This window comes from Bradyrhizobium sp. Tv2a-2 (assembly GCF_000472425.1).
Taxonomy (GTDB): Bacteria; Pseudomonadota; Alphaproteobacteria; order Rhizobiales; family Xanthobacteraceae; genus Bradyrhizobium.
In genome coordinates this window covers 360,519-381,493 of record NZ_AXAI01000007.1, presented here as the reverse complement: position 1 = coordinate 381,493, position 20,975 = coordinate 360,519, and the positions used below count along the sequence as shown (strand labels likewise).

Annotated in this window: 18 protein-coding genes; 10 read left to right on the top strand and 8 right to left on the bottom strand. The window is 64.0% G+C overall.

The features are described 5' to 3' along the window. Positions 1–149 precede the first annotated feature (149 nt). From A3AI_RS0116930 to A3AI_RS0116915, 4 genes are all read left to right on the top strand, one after another. Positions 150–2,288, top strand: a complete 2,139-nt coding sequence (locus A3AI_RS0116930; protein WP_024516739.1) for a methyl-accepting chemotaxis protein — start codon at positions 150–152, stop codon at positions 2,286–2,288. 208 nt (positions 2,289–2,496) lie between these two features. Continuing rightward, entirely contained in the window at positions 2,497–3,558 is a 1,062-nt protein-coding gene (locus A3AI_RS0116925) for an MBL fold metallo-hydrolase (RefSeq protein ID WP_024516738.1), read from the top strand. A 303-nt stretch (positions 3,559–3,861) separates the two neighbouring features. Further along, positions 3,862–5,091 (top strand): 5-aminolevulinate synthase, encoded by a 1,230-nt coding sequence (hemA, locus tag A3AI_RS0116920; RefSeq protein WP_024516737.1) that lies wholly within the window; start codon positions 3,862–3,864, stop codon positions 5,089–5,091. A 382-nt stretch (positions 5,092–5,473) separates the two neighbouring features. Then, entirely contained in the window at positions 5,474–8,980 is a 3,507-nt protein-coding gene (locus tag A3AI_RS0116915) for a hybrid sensor histidine kinase/response regulator (RefSeq protein ID WP_024516736.1), read from the top strand. Positions 8,981–9,114: 134 nt separating this feature from the next. Here the strand turns inward: A3AI_RS0116915 and A3AI_RS0116910 are convergent, their stop codons facing one another. Continuing rightward, the gene (locus A3AI_RS0116910; protein WP_024516735.1) at positions 9,115–9,789 is read right to left on the bottom strand and encodes a response regulator; all 675 of its coding nucleotides are present in this window, start codon (positions 9,787–9,789) and stop codon (positions 9,115–9,117) included. A 320-nt stretch (positions 9,790–10,109) separates the two neighbouring features. On the opposite strand from A3AI_RS0116910, the gene A3AI_RS0116905 reads away from it, so the two are divergent. Beyond that, the gene (locus tag A3AI_RS0116905; RefSeq protein WP_245286904.1) at positions 10,110–11,744 is read left to right on the top strand and encodes an MFS transporter; all 1,635 of its coding nucleotides are present in this window, start codon (positions 10,110–10,112) and stop codon (positions 11,742–11,744) included. 162 nt (positions 11,745–11,906) lie between these two features. On the opposite strand, the gene A3AI_RS0116900 is transcribed toward A3AI_RS0116905, so the two are convergent. The 3 genes from A3AI_RS0116900 to A3AI_RS0116890 form a co-directional block, all read right to left on the bottom strand. Further along, on the bottom strand, positions 11,907–12,380 hold the full coding sequence (locus tag A3AI_RS0116900) for a secondary thiamine-phosphate synthase enzyme YjbQ (protein WP_024516733.1): 474 nt from the start codon (positions 12,378–12,380) through the stop codon (positions 11,907–11,909). Between the two features lie 182 nt (positions 12,381–12,562). After that, positions 12,563–13,072: a hypothetical protein gene (locus tag A3AI_RS0116895; protein ID WP_024516732.1), complete on the bottom strand. Its 510-nt coding sequence runs from the start codon at positions 13,070–13,072 to the stop codon at positions 12,563–12,565. Between the two features lie 85 nt (positions 13,073–13,157). Beyond that, positions 13,158–13,787 carry a 2-hydroxychromene-2-carboxylate isomerase gene (locus tag A3AI_RS0116890; protein ID WP_024516731.1) on the bottom strand — a complete coding sequence of 210 codons (630 nt, stop codon included), beginning with the start codon at positions 13,785–13,787 and terminating at the stop codon, positions 13,158–13,160. A 359-nt stretch (positions 13,788–14,146) separates the two neighbouring features. Here A3AI_RS0116890 and A3AI_RS0116885 point away from each other — a divergent pair, with 359 nt between their 5' ends. The 5 genes from A3AI_RS0116885 to A3AI_RS0116865 all read left to right on the top strand — a co-directional run bounded on the left by A3AI_RS0116885 (position 14,147) and on the right by A3AI_RS0116865 (position 16,703). Next, on the top strand, positions 14,147–14,527 hold the full coding sequence (locus A3AI_RS0116885) for an AtpZ/AtpI family protein (RefSeq protein WP_024516730.1): 381 nt from the start codon (positions 14,147–14,149) through the stop codon (positions 14,525–14,527). A gap of 68 nt (positions 14,528–14,595) precedes the next feature. Beyond that, positions 14,596–15,345, top strand: coding sequence for a F0F1 ATP synthase subunit A (locus A3AI_RS0116880; protein WP_024516729.1), 750 nt, complete (start codon positions 14,596–14,598; stop codon positions 15,343–15,345). A 40-nt stretch (positions 15,346–15,385) separates the two neighbouring features. Continuing rightward, positions 15,386–15,613: a F0F1 ATP synthase subunit C gene (locus A3AI_RS0116875; RefSeq protein WP_024516728.1), complete on the top strand. Its 228-nt coding sequence runs from the start codon at positions 15,386–15,388 to the stop codon at positions 15,611–15,613. Positions 15,614–15,644: 31 nt separating this feature from the next. Continuing rightward, positions 15,645–16,211 (top strand): F0F1 ATP synthase subunit B family protein, encoded by a 567-nt coding sequence (locus tag A3AI_RS0116870; RefSeq protein ID WP_024516727.1) that lies wholly within the window; start codon positions 15,645–15,647, stop codon positions 16,209–16,211. 6 nt (positions 16,212–16,217) lie between these two features. After that, positions 16,218–16,703, top strand: a complete 486-nt coding sequence (locus A3AI_RS0116865; protein ID WP_024516726.1) for a F0F1 ATP synthase subunit B family protein — start codon at positions 16,218–16,220, stop codon at positions 16,701–16,703. A gap of 141 nt (positions 16,704–16,844) precedes the next feature. On the opposite strand, the gene A3AI_RS0116860 is transcribed toward A3AI_RS0116865, so the two are convergent. The 4 genes from A3AI_RS0116860 to thrC form a co-directional block, all read right to left on the bottom strand. Next, a complete protein-coding gene (locus A3AI_RS0116860) occupies positions 16,845–17,480 on the bottom strand; it encodes a hypothetical protein (RefSeq protein WP_024516725.1) in 636 nt (211 codons plus the stop codon). Between the two features lie 114 nt (positions 17,481–17,594). Then, entirely contained in the window at positions 17,595–18,182 is a 588-nt protein-coding gene (locus A3AI_RS0116855) for a GNAT family N-acetyltransferase (RefSeq protein ID WP_024516724.1), read from the bottom strand. Positions 18,183–18,216: 34 nt separating this feature from the next. Further along, positions 18,217–19,506 carry a M16 family metallopeptidase gene (locus tag A3AI_RS0116850; RefSeq protein WP_024516723.1) on the bottom strand — a complete coding sequence of 430 codons (1,290 nt, stop codon included), beginning with the start codon at positions 19,504–19,506 and terminating at the stop codon, positions 18,217–18,219. Next, entirely contained in the window at positions 19,503–20,921 is a 1,419-nt protein-coding gene (gene thrC, locus A3AI_RS0116845; protein ID WP_024516722.1) for a threonine synthase, read from the bottom strand. The genes A3AI_RS0116850 and thrC overlap by 4 nt, the downstream gene beginning before the upstream one ends. Positions 20,922–20,975: the final 54 nt, after the last annotated feature.

The window sequence follows — 20,975 nt, the reverse complement described above, 5'->3', positions numbered from 1 at the left end:
ATTCGACAAAGAGGCCGGCTCAACGCCGGCCTCTTTTGCGTTTGTTGCTTGGGAGGCGCTCGGAACGTTCTAAAATTCCCAACTTCTTAACCGGGTAACACGATACTTCGGCCGTTTTCGTCTTGTGGTAGCGGCTCGGGGCATTGGGCATGGCGTTACGATTGGGAATTGGCCGGTTTTTCGGCCGCTTGCGTCCGCGTTTTGGAGTGAGAGGCAGCCTGTTCGCGGCCTTTGCCGTGATCGCTGCAATGGCGATCATCATCTCGGCCGGCGCGGGCTTCGTATTCCGTCATCTCGGCGGCGTCATGCTCGATTTCTCCGGCAGGGACATTCCCAGACTCTCCGCAAGCCTGCAGCTGCAGGCGCAGAGCGCGACGCTGGCGGCGCAGGGCCCTGCCCTGCTCGCCTCGCAAAGCGAGGAAGCGCTGAAGGAGCGCACCGCCAAGGTCGAGGACATCAAGAAGCTGACCATGGACAAGCTCGGCGAGATCATCGAACTTGGCGCCGACAAGGCGATCGTCGATGCGCTACGCGAGACGGTCAAGAACATCAATGAAGCCATCGCAAGCCTGGGCTCCGCCGCGCGCGAGCGGCTCGACGCCGGTGCCCTGCACAACAAGACCTACGCCTCCTTGCGCGCCGCGCAGGCCGCCTTCGTGGCCGCCGCCGGCCCGGTGATGCTGGATGCGCAGACCCAGGTCAACGCCATCCTCAGCGCCGCCGAGATCTCGGTCGACGACGCCACCGCCGCCTCGCGCAGCGTCGAGCAGCTCGGCAATGTCGTGGCGAGCGGCAATCTCGCGGCTTCCGATCTGGCGGCCGCGCTGACGGCCAATGACAGCGATGCGCTCGATGCCGTCCAGAAGGATTTCAAGGAGACGCAAGCCAAGGTCAAAGCGAACCTCGAGCTTCTGCCCGACAATGCCGGCACCAAGAGCCTGCGCGAGGCTGCGCAAAAACTGCTGGCGCTCGGCGAAGGCAAGACCGGCGTATTCAAGGTGCGGCAGAAGGAGCTCGACGCCGACGATTACGGCCAGACCGTGCTGGAGGAGACCCGCAAGCTCAATGTCGGACTCGGCATCAGCGTGCAGCAGCTGGTCGACGGGGTGCAGAAGGAGACCAATGCCGCCACCTTCCAGGCGCGTGAGGAGATTTCGCTGGCAACGACCGTGATGCTGGGGCTCGGGATCGCGACGCTGATCGGATCGGTGCTGTTCGTCTGGCTCTATGTCGGCCGCAACATCCTGCGGCGGATCGGCAGCCTGCAGCGCTCGATGCAGCAGCTCTCCGCCGGCGACCTCGAGAGCGAGATCTATCAGAGCCACCAGGACGACGAGATCGCGTCGATGGCAAGCTCGCTGCAAGTGTTCCGCGAAAGCATGGTCGCAGCGCGCACGCTGTCCGCCGACCAGGACATGGATCGCGTGGCCAAGGCGGAGCGCGCCTCGCGCATGGAAGCCCGCATCGCCGAATTCGAGGCCATGGTCCGCGCCGCGCTCGACAATCTGCAAAGCGCCGCCAATTCCATGCAGACCACGGCGCAGAGCATGGCCAACACGGCCGACCAGTCCACCGCGCTGGTCAATGCGGTGGCCTCCGCTGCCGAAGAGACCTCCGTCAATGTGCAGACGGTTTCGGCCGGCACAGAGCAATTGTCCTCCTCGATTGCCGAGATCAGCCGCCAGGTGGTGACCTCGGCCGAGATCGCGCGCAAGGCGGTGGACGAGGCCGGCGCTACCGATTCCACGGTGCAGGGCCTTGCCGACAATGCAAGCCGCATCAGCGTGGTGGTCGACCTGATCCAGGTGATCGCATCGCAGACCAATTTGCTCGCGCTCAATGCCACGATCGAGGCCGCGCGCGCCGGCGAAGCCGGCCGCGGCTTTGCGGTGGTCGCCTCGGAAGTGAAGAATCTCGCGAGCCAGACCGCGAAGGCGACCGACGAAATCCGCACCCAGATCGCCAGCATGCAGGCCGTGACGACGTCGACGGTCGGCGCCATCCGCAAGATCGGCGAGACCATTGGCGAGATCGACAACGTGACGACGGCGATTGCGGCAGCGGTCGAGGAACAGGGCGCGGCAACGCGCGAGATCGCGCGCAACATCCAGCATGCGGCCGGCGGCACCAGCGAGGTCTCCTCGAACATCGTCGGCGTCTCGACGGCTTCAGCCGAGGCGGGCGCCGCCGCGACCCAGGTGCTCGATGCCTCCGCAGCACTGCGCAGCGAAGCCGAGACGCTGCGCGCGGAGATCGACGCCTTCCTGAGCAATATCAGGGCAGCGTAAACGTCCCTCGTCATTCCCTGGCGCGCGAAGCGTCGAGCCCGGAATGACGAGGTGTTGGCGCGAGCTTCCGAGTTTGCACCAACGCGAGCCGGGGAATGACAGCCATGCATGGGAATGACCGAGGATATTGCGCGGAACGGCAATTTCCGCTGACGGCCCCACCTTTTCGGCTGGCGCTGTGCCACCGTTGCGGTTAAGTCCTTAAATTATGCATTCGAAGACCGACAAGATTCAGTCCTCGGCCGAGGCATTGAGATACCCCTGGGAGGCTCATCCCGGGCCGGATCAGGTCGTCGAGGTGATGCCGGGCATACTCTGGGTGCGGCTGAAGCTGCCGTTCCGCCTCAACCATGTGAACATCTACCTGATCGCCGACGGCGACGGTTATGCCATGGTCGACTCCGGCTTCGGCAATGAGGAGACCATCGCCGCCTGGACCGCGCTGTTCGAAGGTCCGCTCTCCCATGTGAAGGTGAGCCGGCTGATCGTCACCCATTCGCACCCTGATCATGTCGGGCTGGCGGGGTGGATCGTCGAGCGTTTCAATTGCCCGCTCGAGATGTCGCAGGTCGAATACCTGCAATCGGTCTATCACCAGAATCGTGGCACCGAGGAGCGGCGCAATGCGCAGCGCCTGTTCTTCCGCCGCCACGGCATGGACGAGAGCCTGACCGAGCAACTGCTTGGCCGCGGCTCGGATTATCTGAAGCGCGTCTCCGTGCTGCCGCCGTCCTACCGGCGCATCTCGCATGGCGACGAGGTTACGATCGGCAGCCGTCGCTTCAAGGTGATCACCGGCGGCGGGCACGCGCTCGATCAGGTGATGCTGTATTGCGCAGCCGACAAGCTGTTCTTCTCCGCCGACCAGGTGTTGAGCAAGATCTCGCCCAATGTCAGCGTCTGGGCGGTCGAGCCGGACCAGAACTCGCTCGGCGAATATCTGGGGTCGCTCGCAAGCCTCACCACCACCCTGCCCTACGACCTGATGGTGTTGCCGGGGCACGGCGTGCCGTTCTACGGCATGAAGACGCGGATCAAGCAGCTTGCCGACCATCACGAGGAACGCTGCCAGTTGATTGCGGATGCCTGCCGCGAAGACCCGAAGACCTCGGCACAGCTCGTGCCGGTGGTGTTCCACAAGCATGTGCTGGACGCGCACCAGATGGGTTTTGCCGCCGGCGAGCTGGTCGCCCATGTCAACTACATGCTGGTCGAAGGTCGCCTGACGTCGCAGGAAAGGGACGGCGTCCTGCGCTTCAGGACCACGTAAGGCGCGCGAAACCTTCCCGTCATCCCGACGTGCGCGCCCTTCCAAGGATGAGCGCCGGAGATGCGACAGCCGGCCGTCGCCCTTCGAGACGGCCGCGGCGGCCTCCTCAGGTGACGATTCCGTGTTGAGGACGCCGTTCACGCCGACTTGATCCGGATCAACTCGGGCGGCGCCCCATCTCATATCCATGCCGTCCAGACGGGGGCCGCCGCTTGGACAATTCGGTCCTCGACAGCGCAACTGGAAACGCTCTAAAAGGCTTGCTAGCCGTCTGGTTCCCAAGCTTAAAATTCAGGTCTTGCGATGGACTATAGCCAGTATTTCAGTGCCGCCCTTGGCCGTCTTCACGATGAACGGCGCTACCGTGTCTTCGCTGACCTCGAACGCATCGCCGGACGTTTTCCCCATGCGATCTGGCACTCGCCGAAAGGCGCGCGCAATGTCGTGATCTGGTGCTCGAATGATTATTTGGGCATGGGGCAGCATCCGAAAGTGGTCGGCGCCATGGTCGAGACCGCGACGCGCTTCGGCACCGGCGCCGGCGGCACCCGCAACATCGCCGGCACCCATCACCCACTGGTACAGCTCGAGGCGGAGCTTGCCGACCTCCACGGCAAGGACGCCGCGCTGCTCTTCACCTCGGGCTATGTCTCCAACCAGACCGGGATTGCCACCATCGGCAAGCTGATCCCGAACTGCCTGATCCTGTCCGACGCGCTCAACCACAATTCCATGATCGAGGGCATCCGGCAGTCCGGTTGCGAGCGCATCGTGTTCCGACACAACGACATGGCGCATCTCGAGGAGCTGTTGCGTGCGGCCGGCGACAAGCGACCCAAGCTGATCGCCTGCGAGAGCCTCTATTCGATGGACGGCGACGTCGCGCCGCTCGCCAGGATCTGTGATCTCGCCGAGCGCTATGGCGCCATGACCTATGTCGACGAGGTCCATGCCGTTGGCATGTATGGTCCACGCGGCGGCGGCATTGCCGAACGCGACGGCGTGATGCAGCGGATCGACATTCTCGAGGGCACGCTGGCAAAGGCCTTCGGCTGCCTCGGCGGCTATATCGCGGCCAAGGGCGAGATCATCGACGCGGTGCGCTCCTATGCGCCCGGCTTCATCTTCACCACTGCACTGCCGCCTTCGATCTGCTCGGCGGCGACTGCCGCGATCCGGCATCTGAAGACCTCCAGCTGGGAGCGCGAGCGCCATCAGGACCGCGCCGCGCGCGTCAAGGCGATCCTCTCCACCGCGGGGCTGCCGGTGATGTCGAGCGAAACCCATATCGTGCCGCTGTTTGTCGGCGACGCCGAGCGTTGCAAGCAGGCCTCGGACATCCTGCTCGATGAGCACGGCATCTACATCCAGCCGATCAACTACCCGACGGTAGCCAAGGGCACTGAGCGCCTGCGCATCACGCCCTCGCCGTATCACGATGACGGCCTGATCGATCAGCTTGCCGAAAGCCTGCTGCAGGTGTGGGAGCGCCTCGGCCTGCCGCTGAATGAGAAGTCGCTGGCGGCCGAATAACGGCCCCCCGTCTTAACGACGATATTCGTTCCCGAAACAAATCGGGAATTCGCTGTCGCTTGCGCCAGCGTAAGGCGCTAGATTTCCTCAGATTTCGGACTGACGGAGCCGCACTCCTTCCGTCGTGCCCCGCGAAGGCGGGGCATCCAGTACTCCGAGGCGCCAATGACAAGTCAGACGCGCCCTTTTGGAATGCTGGATCGCCCGGTCGAACCGGGCGATGACAGCGGAAGACAATCCCGCGCATCCTTGAGTCCGCTCTAAAGCGCGATGAGATTCGGTTGAATCGTCATCGCGCTTTAGGTCTTTGATTGAGCATGATCTTTTCGGAAAACCGCTACACACTTTTCCGGATCATGCTCTACAGGAGGATCGAGCAGCGATGCTGCACGACTGGGGCATCATAGGGGCCGCCTTCGGCTACATCGGGTTTCTGTTCCTGGTGGCGAGCTACGGCGACCGGCTGTCTCCGGACCAGCGCGGCCGCGCCAGCGGGCTGATCTATCCGCTGTCGCTTGCGGTCTACTGCACCTCCTGGACCTATTTCGGCTCGGTCGGTTCCGCGACCCGCACCAGCATCGATTTCCTCGCGATCTATGCCGGCCCGGTGCTGATGATCGGGCTGTGCACGCCGTTGCTGCGCCGCGTCATCCAGCTCGCCAAGTCCCAGAACATCACCTCCATCGCCGACTTCATCGGCGCGCGCTACGGCAAGAGCCAGGCGGTCGCCGTCACGGTCGCGGTGATCGCGATCATCGGCTCGGTTCCCTATATCGCGCTCCAGCTCAAGGCGGTGGCCTCCTCGCTCGAGACCATCCTGAGCGAAGACCACGCGATTTCGCGCATACCGATCATCGGCGACATTCCGCTGCTGGTGACGCTCGCGATGGCGGCCTTCGCCGTGCTGTTCGGCACCCGGCAGACCGACGCCACCGAGCACCAGCATGGGCTGATGCTGGCGGTTGCGACCGAATCCATCGTCAAGCTGGTGGCCTTCCTCGCGGCCGGTGCCTTCGTCACCTTCTGGATGTTCTCGCCGCATGAGCTGGTCGAGCGCGCGATGAAGACGCCCGAGGCGGTGCGCGCGATCGAATATGTGCCCTCGATCGGCAATTTCCTGATCACGACGCTGTTGTCGTTCTTCGCGATCATGCTGCTGCCGCGGCAGTTCCATGTCAGCGTGGTGGAGAACGCGAGCTATGCCGAGGTGCGCCGCGCGCGCTGGCTGTTCCCACTCTATCTCGTCGCCATCAATCTGTTCGTGATCCCGATCGCGCTCGCCGGCCTCATCACCTTCCCGTTCGGCGCGGTCGACAGCGACGTCTATGTGCTGGCACTGCCGATCGAGGGCGGCGCGTCAGCCTTGTCCGTGGGCGTCTTCGTGGGCGGACTATCGGCAGGCACCGCAATGGTGATCGTGGAATGCGTGGCGCTCTCGGTGATGGTGTCGAACGACATGGTGGTGCCGCTGGTGCTGCAGCGCGCGCCGCGCTCCCGCGCCGCGGCCGCCTTCGGCGATTTCCTGCTGAAGGTGCGGCGCTTTGCGATCTTCGCCATCATGGCGATGGCCTATTTCTATTACCGCGCGCTCGGCCACACCCAGCTCGCGGCGATCGGCCTGTTGTCCTTCGCGGCCATCGCCCAGCTCGCGCCCGCGTTTTTCGGAGGGCTGATCTGGCGCCGCGGCACCGCGCGCGGCGCCATCGGCGGCATGCTGGTCGGCTGCGCGGTGTGGATGTACACGCTGTTCCTGCCGAGCTTCCTCGATACCAACACCGCCGGCATCCTGCTGCTGCAGCACGGTCCGTTCGGCATCGAGACGTTGCGGCCGCAGGCGCTGTTCGGCACCGACCTGCCGCCGCTGCTGCACGGAGTGCTCTGGAGCTTGTCGCTCAATGTCGCGACCTTTGTGCTGTTGTCGTTGTGGCGGCAGCCCTCCTCGATCGAGCGGCTGCAGGCCGACCTGTTCGTACCCAACGAGCTCGCGCCGACCGCACCTAACTTCCGCCGCTGGCGCACCACGGTCACCGTGCAGGACATCCAGAGCACGGTCGCGCAGTATATCGGCCCCGAGCGCGCCCGGCAGTCCTTCGAGGCCTTCGCGCTGACCCGCCATGCCAGGCTCGATCCCGACGCCCCCGCCGACTTCGAGCTGCTGCAGCATGCCGAGCACCTGATCGCCTCCTCGATCGGCGCGGCGTCCTCGCGTCTGGTGATGTCGCTGCTCCTGAAAAAGCGCACGGTCTCTGCCAAGGCCGCGCTGAAACTGCTCGACGATTCCCACGCCGCGTTTCACTTCAACCGCGAGATCATGCAGGCCGCGCTCGACCATGTGCGGCAGGGCATTGCGGTGTTCGATGCCGACCTGCACCTGATCTGCTCCAACCGCCAGTTCGGCGAGATCCTGGGCCTGCCGCCGCATCTGGTGCAGATCGGCATTCCCTTGCGCGAGATCCTCGGCTTCATGGCAGAGATCAACCTCTCCGATCTCGACGAGGACGAGGCCTTCATCGCGCGGCGGCTGGTGGCCTACACCACCGAGGGCCAGTCCTATCTGGAGCGCCTGCCCGACCGCCACATGGTGGTCGAGGTGCGCTCGAACCGCATGCCCGATGGCGGCCAGGTCGTCACCTTCACCGATGTCACGCCCTCGTTCGAAGCGGCCGAGGCGCTGGAACGCGCCAACGCCACGCTGGAAAAGCGCGTGCGCGAGCGCACCGAGGAATTGACCCGCCTCAATTCCGAGCTTGCGCTGGCCAAGAGCGCGGCGGAGGACGCCAACATCTCCAAGACGCGGTTCCTGGCGGCGGCAAGCCACGACATCCTGCAGCCGCTCAACGCCGCGCGCCTCTATGTGACGAGCTTGGTCGAGCGGCAGAATGGCGGCGAGGATTCGCGGCTGGTCGAGAATATCGACGACTCGCTGGAGGCGATCGAGGAAATCCTGAGCGCCCTGCTCGACATTTCCAGGCTCGATGCCGGCGCCATGACGACATCGATCTCGAGCTTCAAGATCGGCGATCTGATGCGATCGCTGGAGATCGAATTCGAACCCATTGCGCGCGCAAAGGGCCTCGATCTGTGTTTCGTGCCCTGCTCGCTGCCGGTGGAATCCGATCGCCTGCTGCTGAGGCGGCTGTTGCAGAACCTGATCTCGAATGCGATCAAATACACCCTCAAGGGCCGCGTCCTGGTCGGCTGTCGCCGCCACGGCTCGTCGCTGAAGATCTGCGTCTACGACACCGGCGTCGGCATTCCCCCGCTCAAGCGCAGCGAAATTTTCAAGGAGTTTCACCGCCTCGAACAGGGCGCGCGGATCGCTCGCGGGCTCGGGCTTGGCTTATCGATCGTGGAGCGGCTCTCGCGCGTGCTCAAGCATGGCATCGCGCTCAGTGCCAATGCGAGCGGCGGCTCGGTGTTCTCGGTGACTGCGCCGGTCGCGAAAGCGGTCAACCACACCGCCGCCGTCACCAGCGCCACGCCGCTTGCGAAAACGCCGATCTCGGGCGCTTTGATCGTCTGCATCGAGAACGATGCCGCAATCCTCGACGGCATGAAGACGCTGCTGACCGCTTGGGACGCCGAGGTGATCGCGGTCGCAGATCTCGAGGCCGCGATCGAGGCGATCGAGCATCTGGAACGCCCGGTCACCGGTCTCCTGGTCGACTACCATCTCGACCGCGGCAACGGCGTCGCCGCCATCCGCGACATCCGCCGCCGCTTCGGAGAGGCGCTTCCCGCCATCCTGATCACGGCGGACCGCAGCCCCCATGTCCGCGCGGCCGCCCGCGATGAGAACATCGCGGTGCTCAACAAGCCGCTCAAGCCGGCCTCGCTGCGCGCGCTGCTGGGACAATGGCGCATCCAGCAGATGGTCGCTGCGGAGTGAGGTCGCCTTCTCGGTGATCGTCATTCCGGGGCGATGCGTAAGCATCGAACTATGGTGCGCAATTGCGCACCTGAGAATCTCGAGCTTCCGGGTTCGGTCCTGCGGACCGCCCCGGATTGACGGAATGCGACTTACTACTGCTCGGACGGCGTGCCCTGCCGCCACTGGCTGCCGGCAATCTTGGCGGCGGCAATCACGGCTTGCGTCCGGCTCTCGACGCCGAGCTTTTGCAGGATTGCCGAGACATGGGCCTTGATGGTCGCCTCGGATACGCCGAGTTCATAAGCGATCTGCTTGTTGAGCAGTCCCTCCGACAGCATCATCAGCACGCGCACCTGCTGCGGGGTCAGCGTGACCAGCCGGTCCCGCAGCCGCGTCATTTCGGGGTCGGCCTGCGACGACAAGTCGGTATCCGGCGGAACCCAGACATCGCCCTCCATCACCTTGAGGATGGCATCGCGCAGGGTCTCCACGCCGAAACGCTTCGGGATGAAGCCGGAGGCACCGAAATCCAGCGAGCGGCGGATGGTCGCGCCGTCGTCGCTGGCGGACACGATGACCACCGGGATCGCCGGATATTGCGCACGCAGGTAGATCAGGCCCGAGAAGCCGGAGATGCCGGGCATGGAGAGATCGAGCAGGATCAGGTCGACATCGGCGTCCTGCTCCAGGAGGGCAGTCAATTCCTCGAACGCCCCCGCCTCATCGATCTTTGCGGAACTCATCACGCTGCCGACCGCTTGCCGCAGCGCGGCACGGAACAGCGGGTGGTCGTCGGCGATGACGAGATGGGTCGCGGAAGCTGCCATTTTGCTTTCTAGGGCATCGGTTGCAGGGATAGTGGCGGATGCCTTAGCGCCATCTCTCCCGTTTCTCACCTGTATATTCCTTTAAATATTCCTCACTTGGTATTTCGCATGCAAGCACACAATCACAACCCCAGGCAAAGCGGTTAATTGCCGCCTGTGCATTGCAACAGACAATCCCCGGTTGATAGGGAGACGAAAGGCCGAAAGTCTTATGTGCGGCATTTCACCGCGATGTTACCGTGGGGTCGAGCCCCAAAGCGACGCCAGTGGATTCCGGCGCGCGGGGGAGGGGACGCATAATCTTTACGGGGAGCCAGGCAATGACGATAGCTGCGACAGCGGGCGGTGGCGTCCGCTCAGGAGGAATGACGGCGGAGGAGCGAAAGGTCATTTTCGCGTCTTCGCTTGGCACCGTCTTCGAGTGGTACGATTTCTACATCTACGGCACGCTTGGCGTGTTCCTGGCAAAATACTTCTTCTCCAGCGTACCGGCCAACGTCGGCTTTATCTTTGCGCTGCTCGCCTTCGCCGCCGGCTTTGCCGTGCGCCCGTTCGGCGCGCTGATCTTCGGCCGCCTCGGCGACATGATCGGCCGCAAATACACCTTCCTGATCACGATGAGCCTGATGGGCGTCGGCACCTTCTTCATCGGCCTGCTGCCCGGCTTTGCAACCTGGGGCCTGGCCGCACCGATCGTGCTGATCGCCTTGCGTCTGGTGCAGGGTCTTGCGCTCGGCGGCGAGTATGGCGGTGCCGCGACCTACGTCGCCGAACACGCGCCCAAGGACAAGCGCGGCTATTACACCTCGTGGATTCAGACCACGGCAACGCTCGGCCTGTTCCTGGCGCTGCTCTTGATCCTCGGCATCCGCACCGCCATGGGTGAAGAATCCTTCGGCAACTGGGGCTGGCGCATTCCGTTCCTGGCCTCCGGCATCCTCCTGATCGTCTCGGTCTGGATCCGGTTGAGCCTGAACGAATCGCCGGTGTTCCAGCGTATGAAGGACGAGGGCAAGACCTCCAAGCGTCCGCTCACCGAAGCTTTCGGCGAATGGGCAAACGCCAAGGTCGCGCTCCTGGCACTGTTCGGTGCCACGGCCGGCGAAGCGGTCGTTTGGTACGGTGGGCAGTTCTACGCGCTGTTCTTCCTCACCCAGACGCTGAAGGTTCCCGGAGTGCCGGCGCAGATCATGATCGTGATCGCACTTGCGCTCGGCACGCCGTTCTTCGTGCTGTTCGGCTGGCTGTCCGACAAGATCGGCCGCAAGCCGATCATCCTGGCGGGGTTCCTGCTGGCGGCGGTGACCTACTTCCCCCTGTTCAAGGGCATCACCCACTTCGCCAACCCGAGGCTTGAAGCGGCGCTTGCCTCGTCGCCTGTCACGGTTGTCGCAGATCCGAGCGAGTGCTCGTTCCAGTTCAAGGCGACGGGCACCGAAAAATACACCAGCGGATGCGATATCGCGAAGGGAGCCCTGGTCAACCTGTCGGTGAACTACGCCAATGAGGATGCGCCCAAGGGCACGCCCGCGCAGGTCAAGATCGGTGACCAGACCCTGTCGCCGACAGCCACCGACTTCGCCAAGGCGCTGGCTGCTGCGATCAGCAAGCACGGCTATCCGGCCACCGCCGACCTGAACGAGATCAACTTTGTCATGACCACGGTGCTGCTCTGGATCCTGGTGATCTATGTGACGCTGGTCTACGCCCCGATCGCGGCGTGGCTGGTTGAGTTGTTCCCGAGCCGCATCCGCTACAGCGGCATGTCGCTGCCCTACCATATCGGCAACGGCTGGTTCGGCGGCTTCCTGCCGGCGCTGGTGTTCGCGATTGCGGCCTGGACCGGAAATATCTACTCCGGCCTCTGGTACCCGGTCGGCATTGCCGCGATGAGCCTGGTCATCGGCTTCCTGTTCCTGCCGGAGACCAAGGACATCGACATCACCAAGACCTGATCAACGAGCAAGTTCGCTCGAAGCAACGGCCGCGGGAGCTTCCCGCGGCCGTTTTGTTTTTAGAGCGTTTTCGAGCGAAGTGGACACCGGTTCGCGTGAAGAAAACGCGTCAAAACAAGAATCTAGAGCTTCGGTTCTGCTTCAATCAGAACCGGAAATGCTCTAGGCGATGCGGCCGCAAAACTGCAGCACGATCTGGCGGCGGTGCGGAGCCTTGCGATGCTCGACCAGATAGATCGCCTGCCAGGTGCCGAGCGCGAGTTTGCCGGCGAGCACAGGAATGGTCAGCGAGACCGAGGTCAGCATGGTCCTGATATGAGCGGGCATGTCGTCGGGCCCCTCGGTGTCGTGGGTCCACCCCGCGCCCTGCGGCGCCAGCCGGTCGAGCGCGGTGGCGAGATCGTCGAGCACGGACGGATCGGCATTTTCCTGGATGGTCAGTGAAGCCGAGGTGTGGCGGATGAAGGCTGTGACCGCTCCTTCCCGCGCATGGGCTTCGCGCAGGAAGGCGGCAACCTCGCTGGTGATATCGAAAAATCCCACGCCTGCCGTCTGCACCTCCAGTTGCGATGTGACGATTGTATCCGCGGTGACGGCCGACGGCGGGGTGCGGGAGACTGATCTGGGCGACGTCACGTTGAACTCTCACAATATTTCAAAGTCGTCATTTCAAGGGCGTCATTTCAAATTCGTCCCGGCGAAAGCCGGGCCCATAACCCCAAGCGGTTATCATGCGAAGGTCGTCTGCCACCGAACATCAAGGATCGATTCCGCTGTATGAGTCCCGGCTTTCGCCGAGGCGACGCCGCGCGCAGACCTCAGATCTTCCCCGACGCATCGCGCTGAACGCGGTTGGCCATCTCGACCAGCCGCCGCCAGGCGCGCTCCAGGAACGACATCACGCGATCGACGTCGGCATCGCTCGGCAGCGGAATTTCTATACGGGGCTCGCTCTCCGCTTTCGGCGCGACCTGCTTGTCCGATTTCGGCAAAGCCTCATCGGTCTTGCCGGAGGACGCGCCCTCGCGCGAGGCGAGCTGTGCCCTCAGCCTCTCGTTCTCGGCCTGCAGGCGTCCGATCTCGGTATCCATCGCCTTGCGTTCGTCCGGCACGGCGTAGCAGGCCCAGCCATTGCCGTTGTTGCCGCAGGTCGATACCGCGCCGGTCCGGGTGTCGAGGCGAACAAAGCCGTCGGCAGTCTGCGACAGCGTATAGCGGCCGTTCTCGGTATCCGGGCCGGAATCCGCGACGGCGGATCCAAGCGCCGCACAAGAGAAGGTCATGGCCAAAAGGCCGGTGAAAATGGAAGGCGATGCGATCGGGCTCATGCGGTTGCTCCGCCGTGACACGCGTGTTCAGCCCCCTACTTATTGAGCATGATCTTATCCGAAAACCGGCGTCCACTTTTCCAGATCATGTCTGCCCCTGAGACCTATAGGGACCGCGGCCGGATTTCAACGCGTCGGCGAGCAATTCGAGACGGTCCTGGCCCCAGAACACCTCGCCGTCCAGCACATAGACCGGCGAGCCGAACACGTCGGCCGCGATGGCATCCTGGCGATTATTCTCATAGACCGCGCTGATCGCATCGGAAGGCGAGCGCTCGACCAGCTTTTGGCCGGGAAAGCCGACACTGTCTGCAATCCTCGCAACCGTATCGGGGTCGGCGAGGTTGAGCTCGTCCTCCCACACCGCCGCGAAGGCGCGGCGCAGAAGCGGATCGGGATCGAGGCCCGCTTCCATCGCCGCGATCGCGACACCGTCGGCGAGCCGCGCATTGAACGGCGAGAATTTCGGCTGCAGATGGAACGAGAGCCCGCGCTTGTCGCGCCACCGTTGCAACTCGACCATCCGGTAGCGCTGCCGCACCGGATGGCGCTTGATCAGCGGAAGGCCGCCGGTCTCGGAAAACAGATCCACCAGCACAACCGGCTTGTGGTTGACCTTCAGGTCGTAGCTTGCAACCAGGTCGCGAAACACCTTGTGGCCGATATAGGCCCAGGGCGAGGACAGCGAGAAATAATAATCGACCTGGCGCGACATGCGGACTGGCTCCCTGGCACTCGTTTCTATCCCTCATCCTAACAGACCCCGCGCACAGAATGGCTCCCCTGCAGGGCATCCGATAGGCGGATTCGACTGAAGCAGCCTCCTCCGGCCGAATCGTCCACCGGGCCGCGCCAGGGGCCAACGCCGGCACCAAAACCGCTCCATCGCATTGCGACGCAGCGGCCGCTGTGGAAGCGATGCCGCCAGGACGATGGAAATCCAATCGAATCAACAAGCTAAGCATTGAACACGCAATCTTGACTCGGTGATTTGCGGTCAGTATGGTCCGCGCGGCTTTAAAGGGTGACGGGCGTAATTTCTGTTTCCAGCGACATCGTGTCGGGTCTCCAAACATGGCGGAACGCACGGACGGCAGCGGAAATGGAAGTCGCGATAAATCGCCTGACGAAGCTGCGCTTTCCGCAAGGCTCGGAAGTCTTGACCAGCGGTTGTCCGCGCTCCGCGACAGCCGCAAAATCAGGACTGACCAACCCGCAAGTGGAAACGGGGACGGAGCGGCCAGGGCATCAGCCATGGCGCGCGCTCTCCGGCTTTCATCGGAATTGGTCGCCGGCGTCCTTGTTGGGGCGGTGATTGGCTGGGGCTTCGACCATCTGCTGTCGACGTCGCCTTTCGGGCTCATCGTGTTTTTCCTGCTCGGCTTCGTGGCCGGCATCGTCAACGTGGTGAGATCGGCGGGCGTTGGCCCCGGACAGAACCGGCCGCTCGGATAGCGTCTGACGCCTGAACACTGAATTTTCAATACGCCGGGCCCTCCGGCGAAGCATGAGACTCCGCGCGGATGATCGATCCGATCGAACAATTCAACATCGAAAAGATCTTCACGATCGGCCATATCGGCAATCAGGAGATCGCCTTCACCAATTCCTCGGCCTACATGTTCGGCACGGTCGCGCTGATCTCGCTGCTGATGATCGGCGGCGTTGCCGGCAAGCAGCTGGTTCCCGGCCGCTTCCAGTCCATGGCCGAGCTTTCCTACGAGTTCGTCGCCAACACGATACGCTCGACCGCCGGCCGCGAGGGCATGAAGTTCTTCCCCTTCGTGTTCTCGATCTTCATGCTGATCGCCGTCTCCAACATCATCGGCATCATTCCCTACACCTTCACGATATCGAGCCACATCATCATCACCGCCGCGCTGGCGCTGCTGGTGTTCGTGACGGTGCTGGTCTACGGCTTCTACAAGAACGGCCTGAAATTCTTCAAACTGTTCGTGCCTTCAGGCGTTCCGATCGTGATCCTGCCGCTGGTGGTGGCGATCGAGATCATCTCCTTCCTGTCGCGTCCGGTCTCGCACAGCGTGCGTCTGTTCGCCAACATGCTGGCAGGCCACATCACCCTGAAAGTGTTCGCGAGCTTCATCACCATGCTCGGCGCCTTCGGCTTCGTCGGCTGGTTCGGCGCCCTGCTGCCGCTCGCGCTGGTGGTCGCCCTGACCGCGCTCGAACTGCTGGTCGCGTTCCTGCAGGCCTACGTGTTCGCCATCCTCACCTGCATCTATCTCAACGATGCTATCCATCCGGGCCACTGATCCGGCCCGTCTCACCAAACCTCTGGAAGGAGTTCGATTCATGGATCCGATTGCCGCGAAGTACATTGGCGCTGGTCTCGCCTGCATGGGCATGGGTGGCGCTGGCGCCGGCGTGGGCATCATCTTCGGCAACTACCTTGCCGCCGCGGTGCGCAACCCCTCGGCCGCGCAGGGCCAGTTCGGCAACCTGATCTTCGGCTTCGCCGTGACCGAAGCGCTCGGCATCTTCTCGCTGCTGATCGCGCTGCTCTTGCTGTTCGCGCTGTAAGGTCCGGCCGCCAGCCTTGAAGGAGTAGCCCATGGCTGAAAGTCATGGCGGGGCCAAGGAGCCGGCGAAAGGCACCGCGGCCCATACCGAGGCCGAAGGCGGAGCGCACGCGTTTCCGCCGTTCCAGAAAGACACCTTTGCCTCGCAACTGGTGTCCCTGGCGATTGCCTTTGTCGCGCTCTACCTGATCGTGTCGCGCATCGCGCTGCCCCGTGTCGGCGGCGTGATCGATGCACGCCAGGATGCGATCGACGGCGATCTGGCCGCTGCGCAGAAGTTCAAGGACGAATCGGATGCCGCGCTGAAGGCCTATGAGGCCGAGCTCGCGTCCGCCCGTTCGCGCGCGCAGGCCATCAGCAACGAGACCCGCGAAAAGCTGAACGCGCAATCGGACGCCGAGCGCAAGACGCTGGAAGAGCGGCTGGCCGTGAAGCTTGCGGATGCCGAGAAGACCATCGCGGCAACGCGGACGACGGCGATGAGCAATGTCCGCAGCATCGCGGCGGACGCGGCCGGCGCAATCGTGCAGCGGCTGACCGGCATCGCGCCCGACGGCAAGTCGGTCCAGCGCGCGGTCGACGCATCCTTGAAGGGGTAGAGGAAGATGTTTGCCGAACCGGAATTTTGGGTTGCGGTTGCCTTCGTCATCCTGATGGGGGTGTTCGCCTATGCCGGCGTGCACAAGACGGTGTTGACCGCACTCGACCATCGTGCCGAGCGCATCAAGGCCGAGCTGGATGACGCCAGGCGCCTGAAGGATGAGGCGGCCAAGGTGCTCGCGGACTACAAGGCCCGCCGCGCCACCGCGGAATCCGAGGCGCAGGAGATCATCGCCAGCGCCAAGGCGGAAGCCGAACGGATCGCGGCGGAAGCCAAGACAAAGATGGAAGACTTCGTCGCCCGTCGCACCAAGACGGCCGAGAGCAAGATCGCACTCGCCGAAGCCCAGGCCCTCGCCGACGTCCGCGCTGCGGCCGCCGACGCCGCGGTTGCGGCGGCCTCCACCATCCTGTCGAAGACGGTAAAGGGCCAGGTCGCCGACGACCTGCTCACCAAGGGAATCGCGGACGTTCGGCAAAAGCTGAACTGACGGAAATTCTGGCACCAAAATGACCGAGGCCGGCGCGATGATCTCGCGCCGGCCTTTTTCCTTGCTCCACGGTCGTCGGTCGCGAAAGGCCGGGATGACACCGAGAGTGGGTTGCAACACACTCGACGCGATCAGCTCCGCTCACTTCTTCTTCTTCCCAGCCTTTGGCTTCGGCTCCGGGGCCAGCGCCTGCGGGTCGAAGCCGATATAGAAGATGTATTTGTCGCCGTCGGCGCCCTGCGGCTCCGGATAGACGAGGTCGTCGACCACGAGCGAGAACGGCACGCTATCCTGCTCGCCTATCTCGACATTGGTGCGGTAGGCCTTGGTGGCCAGCACCTTTTCGGACACGCCGCCCTGCACCACGGCGATGCGGAGCGGAACTTCCACGCTGGTCGGCGCGCCGGCAGGGCCGACGATGACGCGGCCCTGAATGCCGATACGGGCGGTGATCTCGCCGCCGTTCTTGATGCATTCGCGCGCGGTCTTGGTGATGGTGGCCTGATAGCGCACGTCGTTGCCGACCGCCTCCTTGCCCGGTGCGGCCACCGCGAAGGTCGAGGCGCCCGCGCGGATCCCGACCGGCGGACAGTTGATGTCAGGTGCCGGCCCCTTGTTGTCCACGATCGGTGGCGGCGGCTCGTCCGACTTGCCGCCGAACAGGCTCTTGAAGCGGTCGGTCAGCGACTGCGACGCCGCCGGCGTTGCCGAGACCATCGCCCCGATCATCAGCGCCAGCAGGCTGGAGGTCGCGATTTTGAAGCTTGTCTTACCCATTGTCCGAAAGTCCTGAGTGCATCAGGCTGTCATCCCCTGCAAAAACTATATCAAGGCGATCAGGGCGAAGCCGTGGCAGGGGACCAATGGTCCGGCACACGAAACGCCGTTTGGCTACCCGCGGAAATCCTCGCTCAAAAGGCCGAACAGCAGGTGATCCTGCCAGACGCCATTGATGCAGAGATAGCGCCGTGCCAGGCCCTCGCGGGTGAAGCCGCATTTCTCCAGCACGCGGATGGAGGCGAAATTGGACGGAATGCAGGCGGCCTCGACCCGGTGCAGATTGAGTTCGCCGAACAGCGTCGGCAACAGCACGCGCAACGCGGCGGTCATGTAGCCGCGATGCGCATGCGGCTGGCCGACCCAGTAACCGATGGTCCCGGCCTGCACGATGCCGCGCCTGACATTGGCAACCGTGATGCCGCCGATCATCTCGCCATCCGCTTCGCGGAAAACGATGAAGGGATAGGAGCGGTCGCCGGCGATGTCTTCGGCATAGCGGCGCAGCCGCCTGCGGAACCCGGAGCGGGTGAGATCGTCGGACGGCCAGATCGGCTCCCAGGGCGTGAGATATTCACGGCTGAATTCGCGCAAATGCGTCCATTGCGCAAAGTCGGACATCTGCGGCGCGCGCAATACCAAGCCGTTGCCGCGCGGCGCCAGCGCGGGCGGTCCTCCCGTTGGCAATCGAAACAGGGCCATCCGTGATGCTCCCCCGGACGCGGCGTGACTGCCGTCAGTGCAGCCGCGCCCGCTCCTTCGACCTCGTCAATCCTTCCGCAAAACTCACCGCCGTGTCCAGTCCCCTGCCGCTGCCCAATGCAACGACCGCAGGGCGGCTACGCGTCAGAAGCGCACGTGCGGCGTTCTGCGTCGATTCGACACTGACCTCCTCGATGCGACTGATCAGCTCTTCCAGGGTCTGCGGCCGGCCATACGCCAAAATGTGTCGCGCGAGCTGCTCGGCGCGCGAGGAGCAGCTTTCCAGCGCCATCAGCAGCCCCGCCTTCATCTGCGCCTTGGCGCGGGCCACCTCGGCTTCGGTCAGCGTCTCCACGGATTCGTTGATGACGTCGACCACAACCTCCATCATTTCGGGCGCGTCAGCCGGATCCGTGCCGGTGTAGAGGCCAAAAAAGCCGGTGTCGGTATAGGGCGCATGGAAGGTGTAGATCGAGTAGCACAGGCCGCGCTTCTCGCGCACCTCCTGGAACAGCCGCGACGACATGCCGCCGCCGAGCGTGTTCGTGAAGACCTGCAGCGAGAACAGCGACGGGTCGGTTTGGGGCACGCCTTCAAGCGCCAGCGTCAGATGCGCCTGCTCGAGGTCGCGATGCACCACGCGCGAGCCGCCTTTGCCGAACGACGCCGGCTCCGGCTTCGGCGCCGGCGTCGGGTCGAAACTGCCGAAGCGAGCCTCGACCTCGGCCACCACGTGCGCATGGTCGACGGCACCGGCCGCCGCAACCACCATGTCGGGCGCGCGATAGTGAGTTGCGAGATAGCCGCGCAGCATGTCGCGATCGAAACGCTTCAGCGTCTTGGCGGTGCCGAGCAGCGAGCGCCCCATCGGCTGTTCCGGATAGCAGAGCTCATTCAAATGCTCGAACACGACGTCGTCCGGCGTGTCCTGGGCAGCGCCGATCTCCTGGACGATGACGTTCTTCTCGCGCTCGAGCTCGTCCGGCACGAAGGAGGGATTGGCGAGAATGTCGGAAAGCACGTCGAGCGCCAGCGGCACATCGGCTTTCATGACCCGCGCATAATAGGCGGTGGTCTCGGTCGAGGTGCCCGCGTTGAGATCGCCGCCTACCGCCTCGATCTCCTCGACGATCTCGCGTGAGCTGCGCCGCGTGGTGCCCTTGAACGCCATATGCTCCAGGAGATGCGAGATGCCATGCTCGTTGGGCTTCTCGTCGCGGCCGCCGACGCCGGCCCAGACGCCGAGCGCCGCGGTCTCCAGATGCGGCATGGTATCGGTGACGACAGTGAGCCCGGATGGAAGCTTTGTGACTTCGACGCTCATCCGGCGACTCCTTCCTTTGCGGCGCGGCTCACAGAGAGCACCAACCGCTCGACCTCGCTTTGGTCGTTCTTCATGATCTTGACCTGCTCGTTCCTAGTCATCAGCCCGTCGAGCCAGGCGGGCAATTGCGGCCGAACGCCACAGGCAGCCTCGACCGCGTCGGGGAACTTGGCAGGATGCGCAGTCGACAGCACGATATTGGGAACCGCGGTGTCCGAGCTGTCGCGCTCGGCGACGCTCAGCGCCACGGCCGTGTGCGGATCGACCAGTTCGCCGGCCTCGCGCCAGGCCGCGCGGATGGCAGCCGAGGTTTCGGTCTCGTCGGCGCGGCCCGCGTCAAACGACGCGCGGATGCTGGCGAGCATGGCATCGGGCAGCACGAAGCGGCTGGATTGCTTGAGCTGCTCCATCAGCCGGCGCACGGCGGGAGCGTCGCGCCCGCCTGCTTCGAACAAGAGCCGCTCGAAATTCGAGGACACCTGGATGTCCATCGAGGGCGATGCGGTCGCATGCACCTCGCGCACCTCATAGATGCCTGTCTTCAGCGTGCGCGCCAGGATGTCGTTGACGTTGGCGGCGATATGCAGCGAGCGTACCGGCAAGCCCATGCGCTTGGCGACGTAGCCTGCAAAGATGTCGCCGAAATTGCCTGTCGGCACGGTGAACGTGACGGGTCGCGCCGGCGCGCCGAGCGCGACCGCGGACGTGAAGTAATAGACGACTTGCGCGACGATACGCGCCCAGTTGATGGAGTTGACGCCGGACAGCGCCACACGGTCGCGGAAGCGGTGATGGTTGAACATCGCCTTCACGAGTGCCTGGCAGTCGTCGAAGGTGCCTTCGATGGCGAGCGCGTGCACATTGGCCGCGCCGGTCGTGGTCATCATCCGCCGCTGCACCTCGGAGATGCGGCCATGCGGGAACAATACGACGAGGTCGACATTCTCCAGATTGGCGAAGGCTTCGACTGCGGCGCCGCCGGTGTCGCCCGAGGTCGCGACCACGATGGTGGTGCGCTCGCCGCGCTTGGCCAGCACGTGATCCATCAGCCGCGAGATGAGCTGCATGGCGACGTCCTTGAACGCCAGCGTCGGGCCATGAAACAGCTCCAGCATGAACAGATGCGGCGCCATCTGCTTCAGCGGCACCACCGCGGGATGGCGGAAGGTGGCATAGGCCTCGTTCGCCATGCGCCCGAGATCGGCATCGGAAATCTCGCCGCCCGTGAAGGGACGGATCACGTCGACCGCGACCTCCCAATAGGGCTTGCCGAAGAAGGCGGCGATGGCCTCGGGCGAAAGCTGCGGCCAGATTTCGGGCACGTAAAGGCCGCCGTCGCGGGCAAGCCCGGTCAGCATCACATCGCAGAAGCCCAGCGGAGGTGCCTCCCCCCGCGTCGAAACATAGCGCGCCAAATCCGTCTCCCGACCCTCGGCCGCGGCCTTAAGTCATTGATTTTATTAGAAAAG